20 protein-coding genes are annotated in these 19,650 nt (G+C 66.6%); 8 read left to right on the top strand and 12 right to left on the bottom strand.

Annotated elements, in window-relative coordinates; genetic code table 11:
- Positions 1 to 36 precede the first annotated feature (36 nt).
- On the bottom strand, positions 37 to 1,398 hold the full coding sequence (locus C8C98_RS06300; RefSeq protein ID WP_121453568.1) for an MFS transporter: 1,362 nt from the start codon (positions 1,396 to 1,398) through the stop codon (positions 37 to 39).
- Positions 1,399 to 1,452: 54 nt separating this feature from the next.
- A complete protein-coding gene (locus tag C8C98_RS06305; protein WP_199726557.1) occupies positions 1,453 to 2,142 on the bottom strand; it encodes a substrate-binding domain-containing protein in 690 nt (229 codons plus the stop codon).
- Positions 2,143 to 2,371: 229 nt separating this feature from the next.
- Between C8C98_RS06305 and C8C98_RS06310 the strand changes: the two genes are divergently transcribed.
- On the top strand, positions 2,372 to 3,289 hold the full coding sequence (locus C8C98_RS06310) for a LysR substrate-binding domain-containing protein (RefSeq protein WP_121453569.1): 918 nt from the start codon (positions 2,372 to 2,374) through the stop codon (positions 3,287 to 3,289).
- Positions 3,290 to 3,409: 120 nt separating this feature from the next.
- On the opposite strand, the gene C8C98_RS06315 is transcribed toward C8C98_RS06310, so the two are convergent.
- From C8C98_RS06315 to C8C98_RS06325, 3 genes are all read right to left on the bottom strand, one after another.
- On the bottom strand, positions 3,410 to 4,357 hold the full coding sequence (locus tag C8C98_RS06315; RefSeq protein ID WP_121453570.1) for an AEC family transporter: 948 nt from the start codon (positions 4,355 to 4,357) through the stop codon (positions 3,410 to 3,412).
- A gap of 142 nt (positions 4,358 to 4,499) precedes the next feature.
- A complete protein-coding gene (locus tag C8C98_RS06320) occupies positions 4,500 to 5,534 on the bottom strand; it encodes a tripartite tricarboxylate transporter substrate binding protein (protein ID WP_121453571.1) in 1,035 nt (344 codons plus the stop codon).
- Between the two features lie 128 nt (positions 5,535 to 5,662).
- Positions 5,663 to 6,451, bottom strand: coding sequence for a GntR family transcriptional regulator (locus tag C8C98_RS06325; RefSeq protein WP_121456070.1), 789 nt, complete (start codon positions 6,449 to 6,451; stop codon positions 5,663 to 5,665).
- Positions 6,452 to 6,712: 261 nt separating this feature from the next.
- Here C8C98_RS06325 and C8C98_RS06330 point away from each other — a divergent pair, with 261 nt between their 5' ends.
- Both C8C98_RS06330 and C8C98_RS06335 read left to right on the top strand, forming a co-directional pair.
- A complete protein-coding gene (locus tag C8C98_RS06330) occupies positions 6,713 to 7,756 on the top strand; it encodes an aromatic ring-hydroxylating dioxygenase subunit alpha (protein ID WP_121453572.1) in 1,044 nt (347 codons plus the stop codon).
- The gene (locus tag C8C98_RS06335; RefSeq protein ID WP_121453573.1) at positions 7,753 to 8,721 is read left to right on the top strand and encodes a PDR/VanB family oxidoreductase; all 969 of its coding nucleotides are present in this window, start codon (positions 7,753 to 7,755) and stop codon (positions 8,719 to 8,721) included. The genes C8C98_RS06330 and C8C98_RS06335 overlap by 4 nt, the downstream gene beginning before the upstream one ends.
- A 126-nt stretch (positions 8,722 to 8,847) precedes the next feature.
- On the opposite strand, the gene C8C98_RS06340 is transcribed toward C8C98_RS06335, so the two are convergent.
- Genes C8C98_RS06340 through C8C98_RS06370 form a run of 7 tightly spaced genes read right to left on the bottom strand, consistent with a single transcriptional unit; the run spans position 8,848 to position 15,557 of the window.
- Entirely contained in the window at positions 8,848 to 10,548 is a 1,701-nt protein-coding gene (locus tag C8C98_RS06340; RefSeq protein WP_121453574.1) for a nitrite reductase, read from the bottom strand.
- Positions 10,538 to 11,779: a heme d1 biosynthesis radical SAM protein NirJ gene (gene nirJ / locus C8C98_RS06345; RefSeq protein WP_121453575.1), complete on the bottom strand. Its 1,242-nt coding sequence runs from the start codon at positions 11,777 to 11,779 to the stop codon at positions 10,538 to 10,540. The genes C8C98_RS06340 and nirJ overlap by 11 nt, the downstream gene beginning before the upstream one ends.
- 2 nt (positions 11,780 to 11,781) lie before the next feature.
- A complete protein-coding gene (locus tag C8C98_RS06350) occupies positions 11,782 to 12,264 on the bottom strand; it encodes an AsnC family transcriptional regulator (RefSeq protein WP_121453576.1) in 483 nt (160 codons plus the stop codon).
- Positions 12,245 to 12,775: an Lrp/AsnC family transcriptional regulator gene (locus tag C8C98_RS06355; protein WP_158600140.1), complete on the bottom strand. Its 531-nt coding sequence runs from the start codon at positions 12,773 to 12,775 to the stop codon at positions 12,245 to 12,247. Before C8C98_RS06355 ends, C8C98_RS06350 begins: the two co-directional genes overlap by 20 nt.
- On the bottom strand, positions 12,762 to 13,898 hold the full coding sequence (locus C8C98_RS06360; RefSeq protein ID WP_158600141.1) for an Lrp/AsnC family transcriptional regulator: 1,137 nt from the start codon (positions 13,896 to 13,898) through the stop codon (positions 12,762 to 12,764). The genes C8C98_RS06355 and C8C98_RS06360 overlap by 14 nt, the downstream gene beginning before the upstream one ends.
- Position 13,899: 1 nt before the next feature.
- A complete protein-coding gene (locus C8C98_RS06365) occupies positions 13,900 to 15,099 on the bottom strand; it encodes a cytochrome D1 domain-containing protein (protein WP_121456072.1) in 1,200 nt (399 codons plus the stop codon).
- A gap of 47 nt (positions 15,100 to 15,146) precedes the next feature.
- On the bottom strand, positions 15,147 to 15,557 hold the full coding sequence (locus C8C98_RS06370) for a cytochrome c (RefSeq protein WP_370450349.1): 411 nt from the start codon (positions 15,555 to 15,557) through the stop codon (positions 15,147 to 15,149).
- 186 nt (positions 15,558 to 15,743) lie between these two features.
- On the opposite strand from C8C98_RS06370, the gene cobA reads away from it, so the two are divergent.
- From cobA to C8C98_RS21510, 5 genes are all read left to right on the top strand, one after another.
- Complete coding sequence (cobA, locus tag C8C98_RS06375; RefSeq protein WP_121453577.1) at positions 15,744 to 16,619, top strand: uroporphyrinogen-III C-methyltransferase; 876 nt, start codon at positions 15,744 to 15,746, stop codon at positions 16,617 to 16,619.
- A gap of 254 nt (positions 16,620 to 16,873) precedes the next feature.
- Entirely contained in the window at positions 16,874 to 17,755 is an 882-nt protein-coding gene (locus C8C98_RS06380; RefSeq protein ID WP_121453578.1) for a gamma-glutamyl-gamma-aminobutyrate hydrolase family protein, read from the top strand.
- A gap of 87 nt (positions 17,756 to 17,842) precedes the next feature.
- Positions 17,843 to 18,565 (top strand): metallophosphoesterase, encoded by a 723-nt coding sequence (locus C8C98_RS06385; RefSeq protein ID WP_121456074.1) that lies wholly within the window; start codon positions 17,843 to 17,845, stop codon positions 18,563 to 18,565.
- Entirely contained in the window at positions 18,562 to 19,116 is a 555-nt protein-coding gene (locus C8C98_RS06390) for a cysteine hydrolase family protein (protein WP_121453579.1), read from the top strand. Before C8C98_RS06385 ends, C8C98_RS06390 begins: the two co-directional genes overlap by 4 nt.
- Positions 19,117 to 19,180: 64 nt before the next feature.
- Entirely contained in the window at positions 19,181 to 19,639 is a 459-nt protein-coding gene (locus C8C98_RS21510; RefSeq protein WP_147436334.1) for a hypothetical protein, read from the top strand.
- Positions 19,640 to 19,650: the final 11 nt, after the last annotated feature.

Consider the following 19,650-nt stretch of genomic DNA (forward strand, 5'->3'; position numbering starts at 1 on the left):
AATCGAAAATCAGTGACAACAGGGATCGCAGCGCCGTCAGTGGGCGGCCGATCCCGCCACGGCAGACAAAGGGGCCGCTTGCGTGGGGTAGATCATTTGCTTGGCCCACACCGCAGCCGCCGCGATCAGGCCGGGGATGGCCACCACCGCAAAAATCTGCCCAAAGCCCATGTGGGCCGCCGACAGCTGGGCCACGAGAAACGAGCCCGCAATGCCACCAAAGCGGCCAATGCCCAGCATCCAGGCAACGCCGGTGGCGCGGCCGCTGGTGGGGTAAAAGGCCGCAGCCAGTGCAGGCATGGAAGACTGGGCCGTGTTCATCAACGTACCCGCCACAAACACCACCACCACCAGCAGCCCCACATTGCCCAGCGCATGGCCAATGGCATAGATGACCAGTGCGGTGAGCAGGTAACCCAGGGCAATGATGCGGTCGGCGTTGAAGCGGTCCATCAGCCAGCCGAAGAACACCGCGCCCACGCCCCCCAGGGGGAACAGCGCAGACACCAGGGTGGCGGTGTGCGGCTCAATGCCGCCTTCCTTGAACAAGATGGGCATCCAGTTGATGAGCGCATAGAAGATCACCAAGCCCATGAAGTAGGTCACCCACAGCAGCAGCGAGCCCCAGCGGTAGCGGGCGGACAGCACCACGCCCAGGCCGCTGGCGCCTTGGGCGGCCTGCGCCTCACCGGCCACAAAGCGCCCCACCTGCGCGGCAGAGGCAGAAATGCGCACCAGAATGGCCCGCACGCGCTCGGTGGCGGCGCCGCGCGCCACCAGGTAGCGGGCCGATTCAGGCAACAGCAGCAACATCAGCACGCCCAGCACCAGGGGTGCCACACCGCCCAGCTCCAGCACGCTGCGCCAGCCCCACAGGGGAATCATCCAGGCGGCCAAGAAGCCACCAAAGGCCGCCCCCAGCGGAAAGCCGCAAAACATGGCGTTGGTCAGCAAGGCACGGCGGGGCGATGGGCAGTATTCGCTCATCAGCGTCACGGCGTTGGGCATGGCCGCGCCCAGGCCAATGCCGGTGACAAAGCGCAGCACGGTCAACTCGGTCAGCCCCGGTGCAAACGCCGAAGCCAGGCAGGCTGCGCCAAACAGGAAGACGGAACCGATCAGCAGCCGCTTGCGGCCCAGCTTGTCGGCCAAAGGGCCAGCCACCAAAGCGCCAGCGGCCAGGCCAAACAGCGCAGCGCTCAGCACAGGCGCCAGGGCGGGCTTGCTCACCCCCCACTCGGCCACCAGAGAGGGCGCGATGTAGCCGATGGCGGCGGTGTCAAAGCCGTCCAGCAGCACGACCACAAAACACAGCGCAAAAATCAGCCATTGGTAGGCTGAAAACGGGTGCGCATCAAGAAAAGTCTGGACGTCGGTGTCCTTGCCGTGTGCCTGCATTGCAAATGTCTCTGAGTTGGTTGTGCTTGTTTTGAAATGGTGCGGGCCGCTTGCTCAGGCCGGGTCCATGCCCTGGCGGCGCTTGGCATCGGCGGCCTGGGGCGACGCCATGAAGGCCAACAGGGCCTGCGCTGCCGCAGGTTGGGCAGAGGCAGCGCCCACGCCAGCGGAGAAGGTGGTGGTGATCTGGATAGCGGCAGGCAGCGGGCCCACCAGGGTGATGCCGGGCACATGCAGCAGCTCGCTCAGTTGCTGAAAGCCCAGTGCCACCTCGCCGCGCGCCACCAGGGTGCCCACGGGCACGCCCGGCGGGGCCTGCACGATGCGCGGCGCGATCTCTTGCGCAATGCCCCAGCGCTCAAACAGCTGGGCCAGTGCGACCCCGCTGGGGCCGGTGGAATAGCTGATGCTGGGGGCGGCCAGCACCGCTGCGCGCACGGCGTCTTCAGAGCTGATGTCTGGCACCGACGCACCGGCCTGCACGGCCACGGCCACGCCGGAATGCACCAGATTGACCTTGCTGGCAGCGCGCACGTGGCCTGCCGCCAAAAGCTTGTCGATGGCGTCCGACGCCAGGATCACCACGTCAAAGGGCTCCCCCGCTTGCACGCGCTTGGCAGCGTCCACACCGCCCACGGATTCGATGCCCACGCGGTCGGATGACTGCTGCGCGTACAAGGCCACCAGCTCTGCCAGCACCTGGCGGGTGGCCATGGACGAAATGCCTTTGATGTCGATAGTCATGTTGTCTCCTTGAAGGCCCGGGAAAGGCATCCCGTGGCCACCGTGGCGCACACCCAGTGGTGCGCCACATCACCCCTCTAGCGGAGGTGAAAACACCCGCATTGTGAACAGGGCCGCCCCGCTGCGACAGCGGTCTGCGGCACTACCAGATATATCATTCTGCAATTGATGGCGCAGAGATATTCAAAATCCTGCTAGTTTGCAGACCCCTTTTGACAAGGCAAAGGCGATGGACCTCAAGCAAATCGAGTACTTCGTGCGGGTGGCCGAGCTGGGCAGCTTCACCCGGGCATCGGTGGTACTCAACATCGCCCAGCCAGCGCTGAGCCGGCAGGTGCGCCTGCTGGAAGTGGAGCTGCGCCAGAACCTGCTGGTACGCAATGGCCGGGGCGCCACGCCCACCGAGGCGGGCAAGGTGCTTCTGGAGCACGGGCGGGGCATCTTGCACCAGGTCGAGCGGGCGCGCGAAGAGCTGGGCCGGGTGCGCGGCGCGCTGGCCGGGCGCGTGGCCATTGGTTTACCCAACAGCGTGGCCCGGGTGATGACGGTGCCCCTGACCCGCGCGTTTCGCCAGGTGCTGCCCGAGGCGCGACTGTCCATCAGCGAAGGCTTGTCGGGTGCCATCCTCGAAGGGCTCAACAGCGGGCACCTGGACATCGTGGTGCTCTACAACGGGCAGCCCTCGCGCGACATCGACGTAGAGCACCTGCTGGACGAGGACCTGGTGCTGGTGCGCGCCCGCCCTCCGGGTTTGTCGGAAGACCCGCCCCCTGGCCCCGTGGCCTTGAGTGAGGTGGCCGCGCTGCCGCTGGTCATCCCGTCGCGTCCCAATGCCATCCGCATGCATGTCGAATCCGAAATGGCGCAGATCGGCTGCCGCCCCGAGATCGCGCTGGAGATCGATGGGGTATCGGCCATCCTGGACCTGGTGGCCGATGGTGCGGGCAGTGCCGTGCTCTCGCGCAATGCGCTGCTCAACTCTCCGCGCCCCTCTGCCTATACCGCGCAGGCCATTCAGGCGATTGGCACGCCCCCCCTGCGCATTGCGCTGTCGCTGGCCACGAGCTTGCAAAGGCCGTCCACGCAGGTACAAAAGGCGGCGCTGGACCTGGTGCGCCAAACTGTCGCGACCGTGTTCAAAAGCTAATCGCCTGCTGGCAGGCCCTCATTCCATTTCCAAATCATTCCTGACTAGGCGCGAAGCCGCAGACAGTGCTCAAGCACGGCAAGGCGAAGCAACAACGTCAGGGGTGATTTAGAAATGGAATCACACCGGCGCCAAACCCAGCCACCACAAAAACGCACTCAGGGTAAAAAACGAGGCCACAGTGGTCACCAGCAGGGCCGCCGAGCTGATGCCTTCGTGCCCATGGCGCTGCGAAAGAATGGCGTAGATGCCCAGCATGGGCATGGCGCAGCTGAGCAAGGCCGCTGTGCGCAGCTGCGGGTCGTCCACCGGCACCAGCCAGCCCAGCACTAGCAGCATGGCCAGTGGGTGCAACACCAGCTTGCCCACACTGATTTGCGCCACCGTGCCCAGCGTGCCCTTGATGTGCAGCCCCACGAGGCTGCCGCCAATCACAAACAACGACAGCGCCCCGCTGGCCTGTGCAAACAACTGCACCGTGCGCGACAGCGCTGCAGGCAGCGCCACACCGACCCCTGACGCCAGAATGCCCGCCGCAATGCTCAGCACCATAGGGTTGCGCGCCAGCCCTTTGAGGCTTTGCCAAAGCACCGCATGCCAAGCACCCTTGCGGCGGTCGCCCAGGTCAGACAAGACCAGCAGCGCCGGGATCAGCAGCAAGTTCTCCACCACCATGTTCAGCGCCAGGCTGACACTGGCCACCGAGCCCCCCAGTACCAGCAGGGCCACCGGGTACCCCACAAAGCCACTGTTGGGGCACCCCATGCCCATGGCCACCATGCTGCTGAAGCTCATGGTCTGGCGCCGCACCCAGCGCATCCACGCAAAGCCCAACAGCAGCACCAAGCCGCACGCCAGCGCGTAGGCGCCCAGGTACTGCGGGTTGAGCACTTCTCTGACCGGGCGCTGTGACAGCGAACTGAACAGCATGGCAGGCAAGGCCAGGTGCATGACAAATTTGCCAAAGACACGCATATCGGCCTTGGCGAACAAGCCCCAGCGCGTCACGCCGTAGCCCAGGGCAATGATCAGGTAGATGGGGCCCGTGATGGACAAAATCTCAAGCATGCCAAAGATCCTTCGGTGGCCTGAAGGCACCTGCGGCATGCGGAGCGCAAAAAATAACCCAGGCCATCACGGCCTGGGCCCAGCTACATGCATTCACCATGACAAGGGTTCGATTCGGTGGCTTTTCAGGCGCTCAACCCGCTCACTGGCGGGCAATGCGCGCACGGGCGATGACTTCGCTCCAGCGGCGAATATCTGCAGCCAAGTGCTCCCCCGCCTGGGTGGGTGTGCTGCCCTGCGCATTCAGGTTCAGCTCCTGCAGGCGCTTCTTCACATCCGGTTGCGCCAATGCGGCGTTGACTTCGCGCGAGAGCCGCTCCACCACCGCAGCGGGGGTTTTGGAGGGCACGGCCAACCCGTTCCACGACGTCACATTGAAGGAGGCAAACGCGCCGCCACTTTCACGCACCGTGGGTACCTCGGGCAGCTGCGCTGCACGCTGGGCACCCAGCACGGCCAGAGGCCGCAAGGCCTTGGCACCGATCTGCGGCATCAATCCCCCAAGGATGTCCACCATCGCGTCCACTTCACCGCCGCGCAACGCGGTGATCACCGGCGGCGTTCCATTGAAGGGCACGATCTGCGCATCCAGCCCGGCGGTGGCCTTGAACAGCTCTGCGGCGAGGTGCTGCGTAGTGCCAATCTGAGGGGTGCCCAGGTTGAGCTTGCCAGGATGGGCCCGGCCATAGGCCAGCAGATCGGCCAAGGTCTTGAAGGGGCCACCTTCGCGCACCACCAGCGCCAGATCAAAGGTGGCCAGCAACGACACGGGGACAAAGTCCTTGAGGGTATCGAAGGGCAGGGTCTGGAACAGCGCCGCACTCACGGCCGTCCCGCTGCTCACCAGCAGCAAGGTGTGCCCGTCGGGTTCAGAGCGGGCCACCAGGTCCCCGGCCACCACACCGCCCGCGCTGGGTTTGTTCTCGATGACGATGCTTTGCCCCAGCGGGCCCGCCATCTTTTGCGCCACGGTGCGCGCCGTGATGTCTGCCGCACCGCCCGCCGCATTGGGCACCGCGATGCGCAAAGGACGGACAGGAAAGGCAGGCTGCGCCCCTGCGGGCTGCGCACCAGACAAGACCCCGGCGGCGGCAGCGGTCAGCCATCCCAGGTGACCCAGGCAACTGCGCCGGGTGAAGGAAGCAGGGCCTGTGGGCCCGAAGTTCTGTGTCGCCATGAACGCTGGTACAGAAAGTGAGAACGGACCGCAGTGTCGCCGAGCCTCGACCCAGCCCACAAGACGTCGCGACCACTTTGAGTTATCGCCAAATGCAATAGCTGGCGCGTTGTGCCACCCCTCTTGTGTCAGCCCTCTTGTGCGACCACGCCGGAGCGCCTGCGAATCAACCCTACGCCGGGCAGCCCCTCCAGCCCGGGGCTTTGCACAGCAGCCAGCAGGTTGCGCCGGGTGATGCGCGAGTGCTCGCGCATGATGGCCTCTGCGCGCGCGCCTTCGCGCCGGGTGATGGCGTCCAGGGCCTGGCGGTGGTGGTCTTGCGCAATCACCAGCATGTCGCGGGCGGCGTTGGAATGGGTCTGCACCACCACAAAGGCCGAGGGCGAGGCAAACGGCAGGCTTTTGATGCGCTCCAATTCGCGCACGACCAGATCGCTGCCCACCATACAGGCCAGCAGGTGGTGGAACTGCGCGTTCAGCGCCACGTAGCGGGCAAACCCATCGTCGTCCAAGGCCTGCGGTTGCAGCACTTGGTCAATGGCGTCCAGGCACTGTGTGGCCTGGGCCAGCAGCCGCACATCGGCCCCGCGCTCGGCCGCTAACCGCGCAGCCAAACCCTCCATGGTGCCGCGCAGCTCAATCGCATCGGCCACATCGGCCTCTGAAAACGTGCGCACCGCGTACCCCCCGCTGGGCAGGCCGTGCAGCAGGCCTTCTTGCTCCAGCCGCAGCAGGGCCTCTCGGATGGGGGTGCGCGACACCCCCAGCCTCTCCACCAGGGCCAGTTCTGCAATGCGAGCGCCTCCGGGCAGTTCCCCCGCCAGGATCATTTCGCGCAACCGCAGCTGCGCGCGCACCGCCTGCGAGGCCCCAGCGTCTGTCGAAGGGTGCGTAGAGGAAAGCTCTGGTGGATTCATGGGGGTTTGCATACAAAGTCGTACCGAACGCCATCAATGTATACAAAAACGCCTGTACAAACATCTATCCGCATTTTGAAATTCATACAAAACAACAACTTACAACGCATGCCAAATTGCAATAACAGCCAGATCGTATTTTTCTGTATACATAAAATCCAACCCTTTGCACAATGCCATCGCTGACACAGGGCCTTCCGCCTTGGGCGAATGCGGCATCCAGACCGCAGGCCCCGCCCCCCGAACAAGGAGACAAACACGATGTTCCCCAAGAATGCCTGGTACGTGGCCTGCACGCCCGACGAGATCGCCGACAAGCCCCTGGGCCGCACCATTTGCGGCGAAAAGATGGTGTTCTACCGGCCCGCCCCCGACCAAGTTGCGGCGCTGGACGACTTTTGCCCCCACCGGGGTGCCCCGCTGTCGCTGGGCACAGTGTGCGACGGCCACCTGCAGTGCGGCTATCACGGCCTCAGGGTCGACTGCACGGGCAAGTCGGTCTCCATGCCCGGCCAGCGGGTGCAGGCCTTCCCCAAGGCGCGCAGCTTTGCGGTGGTCGAGCGCTATGGCTTCATCTGGGTGTGGCCTGGCGATGCCGCCCTGGCCGACCCGGCCACCATCCACCACCTGCCCTGGGCCAACAACCCCGAATGGGCCTACGGCGGCGGGCTGTACCACATTGCCTGCGACTACCGCCTGATGATCGACAACCTGATGGACCTGACGCACGAAACCTACGTGCACTCCACCAGCATTGGCCAAAAGGAAATTGACGAGGTGCCCTGCAAGACCCGCGTGGAGGGCGACGAGGTCATCACCAGCCGCTTCATGGAGGGCATAGAAGCCCCGCCTTTCTGGAAGATGGCGCTGCGCATGAACGGCCTGCCCGACGACCAGCCGGTGGACCGCTGGCAGATCTGCCACTTCACACCGCCCAGCCATGTGCTGATTGAGGTGGGCGTGGCGCTGGCAGGCCAAGGCGGCTACGAGGCGCCCGCTGACAAGAAGGCGTCCAGCATCGTGGTGGACTTCATCACGCCCGAAACCGAAACCTCGATCCACTACTTCTGGGGCATGGCGCGCAACTTCAAGCCACAAGACCCATCGCTGACCACGCAAATTCGCGATGGCCAAGGCAAAATCTTTGCCGAAGACCAGGAAATGCTGGAGCTGCAGCAAGAGAACCTGCTGCGTTACCCCGACCGCAAGCTGCTCATGCTCAACATCGACTCGGGCGGCGTGCAGTCGCGCCGCATTCTGGACCGCCTGCTCGCTGCCGAGCAGACCACAAAGGAAGCCGCATGACCGCCCAGGAAACCTTGCTCGTTCGCGTCACCAAAAAGCAGACCGAAGCCGAAGGCATCACCAGCTTTGAGTTGGCACGCGCCGACGGCGCGCCGCTGCCGCCGTTCAGCGCAGGCTCGCACATCGACGTGCACCTGCCTGCCAGCGCGGGCGGTTTGGTGCGGCAGTACTCGCTGTGCAACGCATCGCACGAGCAGCACCGCTATCGCATTGCCGTGCTGCGCGATGCGGCCTCGCGCGGCGGCTCGGTGGGCATGCACGACGCCGTGCACGAGGGCGACCTCATTACCATCAGCACGCCGCGCAACCTGTTTGCACTGCACCCCGCACCGCACACCCTGCTGGTGGCGGGTGGCATTGGCGTCACCCCCCTGATGTGCATGGCAGACCGCCTGCAGCGCACGGGGGCCAGCTATGCGCTGCACTACAGCACCCGCTCGCCCGAACGCACGGCCTTTGCCACCGAACTGGCCGCATCGCCCATGGCGCCTCACGTGCACATTTACACCGACAGCAGCGGGCACAGGCAGGAAGCCCTGGCCCTGCTGGCCGATGCACCGGCGGGCACGCGCCTGTATGTGTGCGGCCCGGCCGGGTTCATCGACCATGTGGTCAACACGGCCCGCAATTTGGCTTGGCCTGAGGACCACATTCACCTCGAATACTTTGGCGCGCCTGCGCAAGACACCTCGGGCGACCAGACCTTTGAAGTGCGCCTGGCCAGCACGGGCAAGACCTACACCGTTGCGAAAGACACCTCGGTGGTCCACGCGCTGCGCGAGCACGGGGTGGACATCATGACCGCGTGCGAACAAGGCGTGTGCGGCACCTGCATCACCCGCGTGCTCGAAGGCGAGGTGGAGCACCGCGACATGTACCTGACCGAAGAAGAGCGCGCGAGCAACGAGCAGTTCCTGCCCTGCTGCTCGCGCGCGCGCAGCAAGCTGCTGGTGTTGGATTTGTAAGTCCTGCGCAGCAATGGCTGATACGGCGCCCCTCTCGAACCGTTCACTAAGCCGAGTCGAAGCGCTGCGCAAGGTTTCGACAAGCTCAACCCGAACGGATAGCTAGAGCCTGCTCACCGGACTGGCCTAATGGGACGTCCCTTCGCTGCGCGAGATCTTGTTCCACACGTTGTACTTGCCCACGGGCTTGCTCATGGGCAGGCGTTTGATTTCCTTGAAGGTCTGCGCGTCGTACACCACCACCGCGCCGTCCATCTCCCACACGCTGGCCAGGGCGTAGCGCCCGTCCTTGGTGAACTCGATGTGCGCCAGCGTCTTGCCCGGCTCGCGCACCTGGGCCACCACGGCCAGCGTGCGCTTGTCGATGATGGTGAGCGTGTCCTTGGCAGCAGGGCTCATCATCGAGTCGGTCCAGGCATAGGGTGTCTTCTCATGGCTGCGCATGAAAAAGCCGGGGCCGGGCGTGGCAATGGTGCGTACGGGCTTCCAGGTCTTCATGTCCACCACGTCGATGGCGCCCCCTTGCAGGTTGGGGCTGGCCAGCACGGTGGTGCCGTTCCAAGCAAAGGTGATGCCCGAGCCCAGGTGGGGCATGCCGGCAATGGGCAGGTCGGCCACCTTGCGGCGGATGTCCAGGTTCACCACCTGGGCGGTGGCGCCGGGGGCCGCCGCAACGGGGGCTGCTGCATCAGGCTTGCTTGAAGCGACAGCGCCTTCCGCCTGCCGTGAGCGCGTGGCGCCCAGCACGTAGGTATAGGACTGATCAAAGAAGAAGTCATCCAGCGGCTCCTCCAGCGCGGTGCGCCGCACCCCCTGAAAACCCGGCTTGGCAATCGACTCGCCCATGCGGTAGTCGTGCACATAGCCGTCGTGGATGGGCGCGGCTGCGGGGTCGTACGAGATCTCCCACAGCTCAGGCACGTCCTTGAGAGCCACCACAAAGCTGCGGCGCGGCGTGGCGTCGTACACCGCCGACACGCGCGATGCCTGCTTGCCGTCCAGCGTGGTGGCGGGGTAGTTGCGCACCAGGTTCAGGTCGGCATCGAACAGCACCACATTGCGCGGCAGGTAGTTGGCGGCCATCACCCAGCGCCCGTCGCCGCTGACGGCCACGTTGCGCATGTTCAGGCCCGCACGCACCTCGGCCACCACACGCAGGCGCCACAGGTCGTACTTGGTGATCCAGCCATCGCGCGAGCCAAAGAACACATAGCGCCCATCGGGCGTGAACTTGGGGCCGCCATGCAGGGCGTAGCGGCTGGCAAAGCGGGTGATGACTTCGAGCTTGTCGCCATCGAGCACCGACACATGGTGGTCGCCCCCTTCCACCACCACAAACAGGTTCATCGGGTCGGCAGACCACAGCGGCTTGGCGGGCTCATCGGCAGGCGCGGGGGTGAGCGCGCGCGATGCGCGGATGTCCTCATCGCCCCAGGTGGGCGCAACGGGCGCCGGGCTGCGCACCCACTGCGCCAGCGCCTGGATTTCGGCGACGCTCAGCGTGGCGGCAAACGCGGGCATCTGTGTGGCGGGGCGCCCCTGGCCAATGACACGCAGCACCTCGGCCGGGCGCACGCGCTCCAGGCTCTCGGGCAGCAGGGCTGGGCCCATGGCACCCGTGCGCTGCGGGGCGTGGCACACAGCGCAGTGCTGCTGGTAGAGGGCCGGTGCATTGGGCAAGGTGGCCGCAGTGGCCGTCGCAGCCACGTTAGCGCTGGGAGCGGGGGCTTGCGCCCATGCAGCACCAGAGGCTGCCCACACGCCCGTGGCGCCTGCAAGGCACAGCGCGATACAGCGCGCGGTGCGGGCAAAGCGGTCACTGCGCATGGCTCACCTCCATGAAATGCACGGGGTGCTGGGCTGCTGGCACGGCCACGGCCAGGTGCTCGGTGCCGGTCTCTTCATCGCTCAGGTAGCAGCCTGGGTCAGGCGCCCAGGCATTGCCGGTGAGCTGCTGGGCACGCACCCGGGTGTTGCCGCCACACAGGCTGAAGTATTGGCACGCCGCACAGCGCCCCTCCACCGGCCGGGGGTGGGCCTTGAGGCCCGCCATCAGCGGGTCGCTGGTGTCAGCCCATATCGCAGAAAACGGCCGATCGCGCACACTGCCCAGGTCGTGGTGCCACCACATGGTGTCGGGGTGCACATGGCCCAGGTTGTCGATGTTGGCCACGTTGACCCCGCTGGCGTTGCCGCCCCAAGCCTGCAGGCGCTCGCGCAAGGGGGCCTGCCAGCGCGGCAGCCGCTGTTGCACCCACTGCAGCAGGTAGGCACCGTCGGCGTCGTTGTTGCCGGTCACGTAGTCTTCGTCGCGCCCGTCCAGCGCGGCCTGCCAGGCGCGCTCAAACAGCAGGTCCAGCGCCTCGCGCGTGGCGGTGAAGTGCGCGTCCTTGCCCCGGTGGATGTTGCCGCGCCCCGCGTAGTTGAGGTGCGAGAAGTAGAACTTCTGCGCCCCCTCCTCGCGCATGAGCGCCAGCAAGGCGGGCAGGTCGTGCGCGTTCATCGCGGTCATGGTGAAGCGCAGGCCCACCTTCACGCCGCGCGCGTCCAGGTGGCGCACGGCGGCCAGGCTGCGGTCAAACGCACCGTCCAAGCGGCGGAACTTGTCGTGCGTGGGCTTGAGGCCATCCAGGCTGATGCCCACGTAGTCAAAGCCTGCGGCGGCCACGCGGTCGGCCATGGGTTCGTCGATGAGCGTGCCATTGGTCGACAGGCCCACATAAAAACCCATGGCCCGCGCACGCGCCGCAATGTCGAACAGGTCAGGGCGCATCAGCGGCTCGCCGCCCGAGAGGATCAGCACCGGCACGCTGTAGCCACGCAGATCGTCCATCACGGTGAACACCTCTTCGGTGCTCAGCTCACCCGCGTAGTCGTGGTCGGCCGACAGGGCGTAGCAGTGCTTGCAGGTGAGGTTGCAGCGGCGGATCAGGTTCCAGATCACCACCGGGCCAGGGGCCTGACGGCCTTGCGTGCCCCGGCGCACCGAGGGCACAGGGTATTGGCCCGTGGCGTCGGCCAGGGCCAGCTCGCGCATGTATTGGCTGATGCGAAACATGGTTAGTCTTCCTTCAGGCGCAGGCCTGTCTTCTTGAGCACCGCACTGGAATAGAGGATGTCGTGCTGGCGGCAGTGCGGCCCCAGCAATTGGGCAAGGTGTGCGGCCTGCTCGGCCACTTCACTGCGGCTGCGCCCATGCAGCATGGCGAACAGGTTGTAGGGCCACACGGGCAGGCTGCGGGGGCGCAGGTAGCAGTGGCTCACGCCCGGCAGCAGGGCCACCTGGCGGGCCAGGGCGTCCACCTGCTCATCGGCCACGTCCCACACGCTCATGCCGTTGGCGGTAAAGCCCAGCTTGTAGTGGTGGGGCACGGCACCGATGCGGCGCACCAGGCCGCTGTGCAATAGCTCACCCAGCCGCTGGCGCACGCGCTCGCCGCTCACGCCCAGGGTGGCGCCCACAGCGTCATAAGGGCGGGGCACCAGGGGCAGGCCAGCCTGGGTGGCGGCGATCAGGGCCCGGTCAAACGCATCCAGCGCCATGGGGCACCTCCAGCGGTGGGGACAACGGTGGGGAAAGCGGTGGGGGTAGAGCTTCACCGGGCGGCAGCAGCGGCAGGCGCAGCTCCACACGGTATTCACGTTCTTTGGGAAAGGCGTGGACCTTCAGGCCCGTGGTGTCTTCAATGCGCTGCAGCACCTCGCGGGCCTGCGCGGGCGACTCGGCCGCCACCACAAACCACATGTTCAGGGCGTGTTCGCGCCGGTAGTTGTGGGCCACCTCGGGCAGGGCGTTGACCTGCGCGGCCACGGCGTCAAACTGCGACTCGGGGGCCGACAAAGCGGCCAGCACAAACTGCCCGCCTGCGCGTTCGATCTGGAACAGCGGGCCAAAGCGGCTGAGGTAGCCGTCACCCAGCAAACGCTGCAGGCGTTGCAGCACGTCCTGCTCGGTGGTGCCCAGGGCCTGCGCCACGGCGGCATAGGGCTCGTCCACCAGCGGAAAGCCGCCGTGCAAGTAGGCCATCAAACGCAGGTCGTCAATGGACGGCATCGGCCACCCCCTGCACAACACCCTGCGGCGCCACCGGGGTGGCAGACCCAAAGCGGCGCCCCCCCGTTTGCTTGAAGCGGCGGCGCGAGAACAGCACCGCGCGCGGCACATCGGCCAGCCCACTGCGCTCCAGCGCGCTGGCCAGGACCTGCTCCACCGCCTGGCGGTGGGCGCCATGCACCATGAAATACAGGTTGTACGGCCAGCCCGTGGCGCGGGCACGGCGGTAGGCCAGGGTCACTCCCGGCTGGGCGGCCAGGGCGCGGCCTGCAGCATCCACCTGGGCATCTGGCACGTCCAGCACCGTCATGGCGTTGGCGGCAAAGCCCAGTTCGTGGTGTCGTACCACCACGCCAAAGCGGCTGAGCACGCCGGTGTGCACCCACTGCTGCAGGCGCGCCTGCACCTGTGCGGCGGTGGTGCCCAGGGCCTGCGCCCATGCGGCGTAGGGCTGCTCCACCAGGGGCAAACCCGCCTCGGCCAGCGCGGCCAGGGGCCAATCGGCATCGGCCAACACCGCCGTGGCCGCAGCGCGCGGGCCATGGGGGGCTTGTGAGGCGGGCAGCGCAGCGCAGCCCACAGCGACGGGGCCAATGCACGGCACCGCTGTCAGGCCAGCCGCCAAGTCAAAGGCCAGGTCAATGCGGTAGGGCTGCAGCATGGGCAGACGCAGTGCGCTCAGGCCCGTGGCAGCTTCCAGCTCCACCATCGCCTGCTCCACCTGCACTTCGCTGGCACCGGTCAGCACAAACCACAGGTTGTAGGTGTTTTCACGCTCGTAGTTGTGGTTAACGCCGGGGTGTGCCGAGACCACGGCGGCCACGGCCTCCAGCCGGTCGGGCGGCACGGCCATGGCGGCCAGCACCGAGGCACCGCCGCTGCCCGGCGCAAACACGGCGCCAATGCGGCTGAGGGCGCCCTCTTGCGCCAGCTGGCGGTAGGCCTGCAGCACCTGTGCGCTGGGCATGTCCAGGGCCGCGCCCACCACGGCAAACGGTTCATCGCACAGCGGAAAGCCGCGCTGCCAGGCGTTGAGCAGCGACAGGCGCTGCGCGGGGCTGGGATAAGGGCTAGGGCTGGGGCTGCCCAGGGAAGGCACAGCAGGGTCGGGCACGGCTTGCATGTCAGAACCCCATGCGCTGCGCGCGCGCAGTGAAGAAGATGCCACTGGGGGCATCCACCGCCAGCGTGGCCAGGGTCTGACGCGTGGCGGTGTCGATGACGCGCACCAGGTGGTCGTCGCGGCAGCTGATCCACACCGTGTCGCCGCGTGGCGTGAACTCCATGTGCAGCACCGCCTTGCCGGGGCGCAGCGTGTCCACCACGCGCTGGCTGAGGGTGTCGATGACCTGCACCTGGTCATAGTCGGGCACGGCAAAGTTCACCCACACCTGGCGGCCATCAGGCCGTGCCATCACAAACACGGGCTGCCCCGCGACCGGGATGCGGCCCACCTCTTGCCAGGTGGTGGTGTCCACCACCAGCACCTCGTGGCGGCCAATGGCGGGCAGGTAGGCGTGGCGCCCGGCCACGGCCCAGCCGCGCAGGTGCGGCATCTTGTACACCGGCAAAGGCTGCTGGCCCCGGCCATAGCCCGCCAGAATGCGCCGCACCACGGGTTTGGGCTCCCACAGGTCCACCATGGCCAGCCCGTCTTCGCCAAACAGGCCAGCGATGTAATAGCGCCCGTCGGGGGTGACCAGCGCGTCGTACGGCTGGCGGCCAATGCCTTCGAGGGTGTGCACGCGCGGGTGGGCGGGGTCGGCGCAGTCGGCCACGCAAATGGCGTCGGCATCGAACAGGCTGTAGGCAAAGCGGCGCTGGGGCAAGTCCACCAGACCCACCACCCGCGAACGCTGGTCGTTGCCCTTGCCGTAGGTGGCGGGCAGGTCGGCCAGCAGGTCCAGCGTTTTCGCGTCAAACACCTTCACGCCGCCGGGCACATAGTTTTGCGCCGCCACCAGCGTGCCATCGGCGCTGATGGCGCCACCAATCGAGTTGCCGGCCTGCATCACCCGGTGCACCGTGCGCTCGCGCAGCAGGTCCACCTGCGTGAGACCGCCATCGCGCCCGAACACATAGGCATAGCGCCCATCGCGCGAGAACACCACCGAGGCGTGCGACAGATCACCCAGCCCGCCCACCTCGCCCAGCAAGCTGCGCTGGCTGGTGTTGACCACCGTGATGGCGCCCCGTGCGCGCTGGATGACCACGCCCAGATCGCCCGTGCCGCGCAGGGTGTCGGCGGCAGGTGCAGCGCCGTCGGCCAGGGCCGCGCAGCCGCTGGCCCACAGGGGAGAGGCCGCCACCACGGAGCTGGCCATCACGGACAGCCAGCCGCGCCGGTGGACGCTAGGGAGGATGGATCGGTTCATCGCGCGGGTCTCCGGGGTTCTTCAGGAAAGCCATCGGCCAGTTGCTGCGCAACCCACTGGGCTTCGTCCTGGGTGAGCATGGCGCTCCAGCCCGGCATGGGGGTGCCAGGGCGGCCGCCGTAGATGGTGGAAGCCATGGACAGCAGGGGCTTGCCCTCCAGCGCCTGGGGCGTGAGGGCCGGGCCCAGCCCGCCCGTCAGGCGCATGCCGTGGCACGAGCCGCAGTCTTGCCGCACCATGCGCACCAGCGCGCCCTGGCGCTCGGGGCTGGGGGCAGCCGGTGCGGGTTGGGTAGGCTGCGCGGCAGCCATGCCCGCCAGCCCCAGGCCGGCACACCAGGCCAGACAGGCGGCGCCCAGGCGCGCACGCACCGGGCTGGCCTGCGGGGAGAGGGGGTTGTGTGTCATGTCTTCACCGTGGGGAGCGTGGGCGGCGTGGCATGTGCAAGACAAGTGCTTGCCCTGCGCAGACCGTCACCGCCAATGAACGCATCGTCTCGCGGCTTGCATGCGCCGACCTTGAACTAAGTCAAGGTCGGGCGGTGCATTGCGTTTAAACATCGGGCCTGTTCCCATCACACAACGAGATCCACGATGAGCCCGATGAACAACGCGACCGGCACCGCCGCAGACAGGGCCTGCGCGGCCCAAAGCCCATGCCCGCAGGCGGGTCATGTCACGCTGGTGGGCGCGGGCCCCGGCGACCCGGATCTGCTCACCCGCAAGGCCTACCGCGCGTTGCAAAGCGCCACCCTGGTGCTGTACGACCACCTGGTCGGCCCCGCCGTGCTGGACTGCATCGCCCCCGATGCAGAGCGCATCTATGTGGGCAAGGAATCCTCGCGCCACACCCTGCCGCAAGAGCAGATCATTGAACTGATGGTGCGCCTGGCCCAAAGCGGCCGTAGCCTGGTGCGCCTGAAGGGCGGCGACTGCTACATTTTTGGGCGCGGCGGTGAAGAGGTGCAGGCCCTGGCGCAAGCGGGCATTGGCTTTGATGTGGTGCCGGGCATCACGGCTGCGCAGGGCGCTGGGGCCTCGGTGGGCATACCGCTCACGCACCGCGACCACGCCTGCACCCTGGTGTTTGCCACGGGCCACCTGCGCGAAGACCGCACCGTGGGGCTGGACTGGGAACTACTGGCCCGCCCCCGCCAAACCGTGGTGATCTACATGGGTGTGGGCGCCCTGCCCGCCATCTGCAGCCAGCTCATCGCTCACGGCCTGCCCGCCGACACGCCCGCCGCCGTGGTGGAAAACGCCACGCTGCCCACCGAGCGCTGCCTGGCCGCCACCCTGGCCACCCTGCCCGCCCTGGCCGTGGCCGAGAAGGTGCAGCCCCCCGCCCTCATCATGGTGGGCCAGGTGGTGCAACTGCACCCCTTGCTGTCCCGCCCTGGCATCGCCTTGCAAGCCCAGCCTGCCGCAGCAGAAGCAGCCTGCCAGACGTCGGAGCTGGTCACTGCCTGAGCGGGCTAAACGCTATTGTTTATATAGCTGCTCACGCTTATTTAACAAGCGCTAGAGGCCATTTTCATGCTTAACCAGGCCCTGCTGGGCCTGCGGGTGCTGCGCCACGTCCATCGCACCACCGGCAGGTTGGCCGGGCCGCAGATGCGGCAACGGAAGCCGACGCTCTCCTACACCGCCCCTGGCAGCGCGGTGCTACAACCGTGGCTGGCCTGTGCGCCCCCTCGCCAGCGCACCTTCAGCACCACCCCGCCATGCCCGACGCCCCCCGCCTCAAAATCGGCCTGTCCGCCTGCTTCCAGCACGCCGACCCCACCCGCCCCCTGTTCACCAACAAAACGCTGCAGTACGTCGAGCAATCCATCGCGCACTGGATCATGTCGTCCGGCGCCATCGTCGTGATGGTGCCCTGCCCCACGGGCGAGACGGCGCGCGGCGACGTCACGCTGCAGCACTATGCCGAATGGCTCGATGGTGTGGTGATGCACGGCGGCGCCGACGTGTGGCCCGGCAACTATGGCGAAGAACCTCTGCGTGAAGAGTGGGTGGGCGACCGCGTGCGCGACATCTACGACCTGGCCCTGGTCAAAGCCTTTGCCGAAGTGGGCAAACCCATCTTTGGCGTGTGCCGGGGCCTGCAGCTGATCAACGTGGCCTTTGGCGGCGCGCTGTACCAGGACATCGAAACCCAGCACCCCGGCGCACGGCAGCACCGCAACGCCACCACCTACGACCAGCACTTCCACGACATCCAGATCGTGCCCGGCTCGCGCCTGGCCCAGCTCTACCCCGACGCACCCCGAGCGCGCGTGAACAGCATCCACCACCAGGGCATCAAGCGTGTGGCACCCGAGTTTGAGGTCGAAGCGCTGAGCGAACCCGACGGCGTGCCCGAGGCCATCCGCCTCAAGCCCGCCCCAGGGCGCGGCTACATCGCGGCCACCCAGTGGCACCCGGAGTTCCACAAAAAGGGCTCGGACACGCTGGACGACACGGCCATCCTGCAGGACTTTTTGGCGGCTTGCGTGGAGGCACGCAAGCACCCGGTGCGGCCGGGCAAGCCGGTGGGACTCAAGGATCGGGCGACACGGTTGTTGCGGGGAGCGTTGCGGCGGGACCGGGCGCAGTCCCAGTGAGCGCTGGCCCGCACTGAACCCCGGTGCGCTTTGGGGCACCGATGCACAGCCGACCTCCTGCACGCCTCAGCGCTTAACATGCGCGGCATGCGCATCGCCGTCCTATCCGACATCCATGGCAACCTGGCCGCCCTGCACGCCGTGGCTGCAGACCTGTGCACGCGGGGTGTAGACACTGTGGTCAACCTGGGCGACAGCGTTTCCGGCCCCTTGCTCCCCCTCGGAACAGCGCAATACCTGATGGCGCAGGACTGGGTGCACCTCGCAGGCAACCATGAGCGGCAGTTGCTGCACCTGAGCCCCACCGCCAGCTTTTCAGACCAGTACGCCCACGCCCAGCTCAGCCCCCGCGAGCTGGAATGGATGGCCCGCCTGCCACACACCCATTTCCTGACCGACCAGATCCTGCTTTGCCACGGCGCGCCGGGCGTGGACCACCTGGCGCTGCTTCAGACAGCAGAGCGCCCAGCCACCGCCAGCGAGATCGAAGAGCGACTGGGCGGGCACCGCGCAGAACTCATCCTGTGCGGCCACACCCATGTGGCCCGCAGCGTGCGCACCGCCCAGGGCGGTCTGATCGTCAACCCTGGCAGCGTGGGCTTGCAAGCCTTTGCGGACGACCACCCCTACCCCCATGTGGTCGAATCACGCTCGCCCGATGCGCGCTACGCCATCGTGGAACGCGGCCCGGCGGGCTGGACCAGCCAGTTGCTAACGGTGCCCTACGCACACCAGACCATGGCAGAACTTGCCCGCCAAAGAAACCGCCCGGACTGGGCCCACGCCCTGCTGACCGGATACGCGCCATGACCCATCCAGAAGCCACATCCCACCACGCGGCGCTCCTCATCATCGACATGCAAAAAGGCATGGCCCGCCCGGCGCAGCGCAACAACCCCGTGGCGGAATCGAACATCGCCCGGCTGCTGCAGCACTGGCGCCAGCGCGGCCAGCCGGTGGTGCATGTGCGCCACCTCTCGCTCACACCAGGGTCACCTTTCTGGCCCGGCCAAAGCGGCGTGGAATTTCAAGAGGCTCTGCTACCCCAAGCCTCAGAGCACGTGGTGGACAAGCACGTGACCGACGCCTTCGCCCACAGCGGGCTGGAGCGCTGGCTGCACCAGCGCGGCATACGCTCGCTGATCTTTACGGGCGTGAGCACCAACATGTCGGTGGAAGCCAGCGTGCGCAGCGCCGCCTGCCTGGGCTTGCAATGCACGGTGGTGGCCGATGCCTGCTACACCTTTGACCGCCCTGACCTGGACGGCACGCCCCGCAGTGCCGAGGACATTCACCGGGTGTCGCTGGCCAACCTGCAGGGGGAATACGCACGGATCTTGCAGACTGCCGATCTGGTGTAAACCATCCCCTCCACAGCCCTCGCATACTGATGGCATTTGCAACCAACCAGCCGAAGAATCTGCAGTGATTGCATTCATCAAATCAGCCCGTGAATGGTGGCTAGGAACTGGCATTGCACTTGTCTTGGTTTCTCTGGCACTGGGGGGAACTGAGGCATACGAGCTTGCTGAAGTACGCACCCTGTCTACCGCTGATGCGGTACCGGTCAAAGGCACCATGAAAGTGACGGCTAAGCGGCTTACGCTGCGCAATGCCCACGAAGTAGCGCTTGACTGCCCCACAAGTCGATGCGGCTACCCCGGAGCAGGCGCTGATGAGGGCAAAGATGTGACTGCACACGTGTCAAACGGTCGTATCGTTGCGGTCGTTGTGCAAGGCAAGTACCGTGACACCCTCAGCGCGGTCAAAGAACAAAAAAGCAATCGGCTCGCCTGGTATGTCTGTCAATTGATCGTTGGAGCGGGCATTGCTTATCTGGCAATGGCATCAAGGCCCAAACCTGCGCTCCTCATGTCCGGATAAGACACTGAGGT

This window comes from Acidovorax sp. 106 (assembly GCF_003663825.1).
Classification (GTDB): domain Bacteria; phylum Pseudomonadota; class Gammaproteobacteria; order Burkholderiales; family Burkholderiaceae_C; genus Acidovorax.

Excerpts from the sequence above, each read along its gene's own strand:
- C8C98_RS06385 (WP_121456074.1), top strand. The coding sequence starts at position 17,843 with ATGCGCATCGCCGTCCTATCCGACATCCATGGCAACCTGGCCGCCCTG.
- nirJ (WP_121453575.1), bottom strand. The coding sequence starts at position 11,779 with ATGTTTCGCATCAGCCAATACATGCGCGAGCTGGCCCTGGCCGACGCC.
- C8C98_RS06390 (WP_121453579.1), top strand. The coding sequence starts at position 18,562 with ATGACCCATCCAGAAGCCACATCCCACCACGCGGCGCTCCTCATCATC.
- C8C98_RS06325 (WP_121456070.1), bottom strand. The coding sequence starts at position 6,451 with ATGAATCCACCAGAGCTTTCCTCTACGCACCCTTCGACAGACGCTGGG.
- C8C98_RS06350 (WP_121453576.1), bottom strand. The coding sequence starts at position 12,264 with ATGGCGCTGGATGCGTTTGACCGGGCCCTGATCGCCGCCACCCAGGCT.
- C8C98_RS06310 (WP_121453569.1), top strand. The coding sequence starts at position 2,372 with ATGGACCTCAAGCAAATCGAGTACTTCGTGCGGGTGGCCGAGCTGGGC.
- cobA (WP_121453577.1), top strand. The coding sequence starts at position 15,744 with ATGAGCCCGATGAACAACGCGACCGGCACCGCCGCAGACAGGGCCTGC.
- C8C98_RS06370 (WP_370450349.1), bottom strand. The coding sequence starts at position 15,557 with ATGACACACAACCCCCTCTCCCCGCAGGCCAGCCCGGTGCGTGCGCGC.
- C8C98_RS06360 (WP_158600141.1), bottom strand. The coding sequence starts at position 13,898 with ATGCAAGCCGTGCCCGACCCTGCTGTGCCTTCCCTGGGCAGCCCCAGC.
- C8C98_RS06330 (WP_121453572.1), top strand. The coding sequence starts at position 6,713 with ATGTTCCCCAAGAATGCCTGGTACGTGGCCTGCACGCCCGACGAGATC.
- C8C98_RS06315 (WP_121453570.1), bottom strand. The coding sequence starts at position 4,357 with ATGCTTGAGATTTTGTCCATCACGGGCCCCATCTACCTGATCATTGCC.
- C8C98_RS06340 (WP_121453574.1), bottom strand. The coding sequence starts at position 10,548 with ATGCGCAGTGACCGCTTTGCCCGCACCGCGCGCTGTATCGCGCTGTGC.
- C8C98_RS06305 (WP_199726557.1), bottom strand. The coding sequence starts at position 2,142 with ATGACTATCGACATCAAAGGCATTTCGTCCATGGCCACCCGCCAGGTG.
- C8C98_RS06355 (WP_158600140.1), bottom strand. The coding sequence starts at position 12,775 with ATGCCGTCCATTGACGACCTGCGTTTGATGGCCTACTTGCACGGCGGC.
- C8C98_RS06365 (WP_121456072.1), bottom strand. The coding sequence starts at position 15,099 with ATGGCCAGCTCCGTGGTGGCGGCCTCTCCCCTGTGGGCCAGCGGCTGC.
- C8C98_RS06335 (WP_121453573.1), top strand. The coding sequence starts at position 7,753 with ATGACCGCCCAGGAAACCTTGCTCGTTCGCGTCACCAAAAAGCAGACC.
- C8C98_RS06300 (WP_121453568.1), bottom strand. The coding sequence starts at position 1,398 with ATGCAGGCACACGGCAAGGACACCGACGTCCAGACTTTTCTTGATGCG.
- C8C98_RS06380 (WP_121453578.1), top strand. The coding sequence starts at position 16,874 with ATGCCCGACGCCCCCCGCCTCAAAATCGGCCTGTCCGCCTGCTTCCAG.
- C8C98_RS06320 (WP_121453571.1), bottom strand. The coding sequence starts at position 5,534 with ATGGCGACACAGAACTTCGGGCCCACAGGCCCTGCTTCCTTCACCCGG.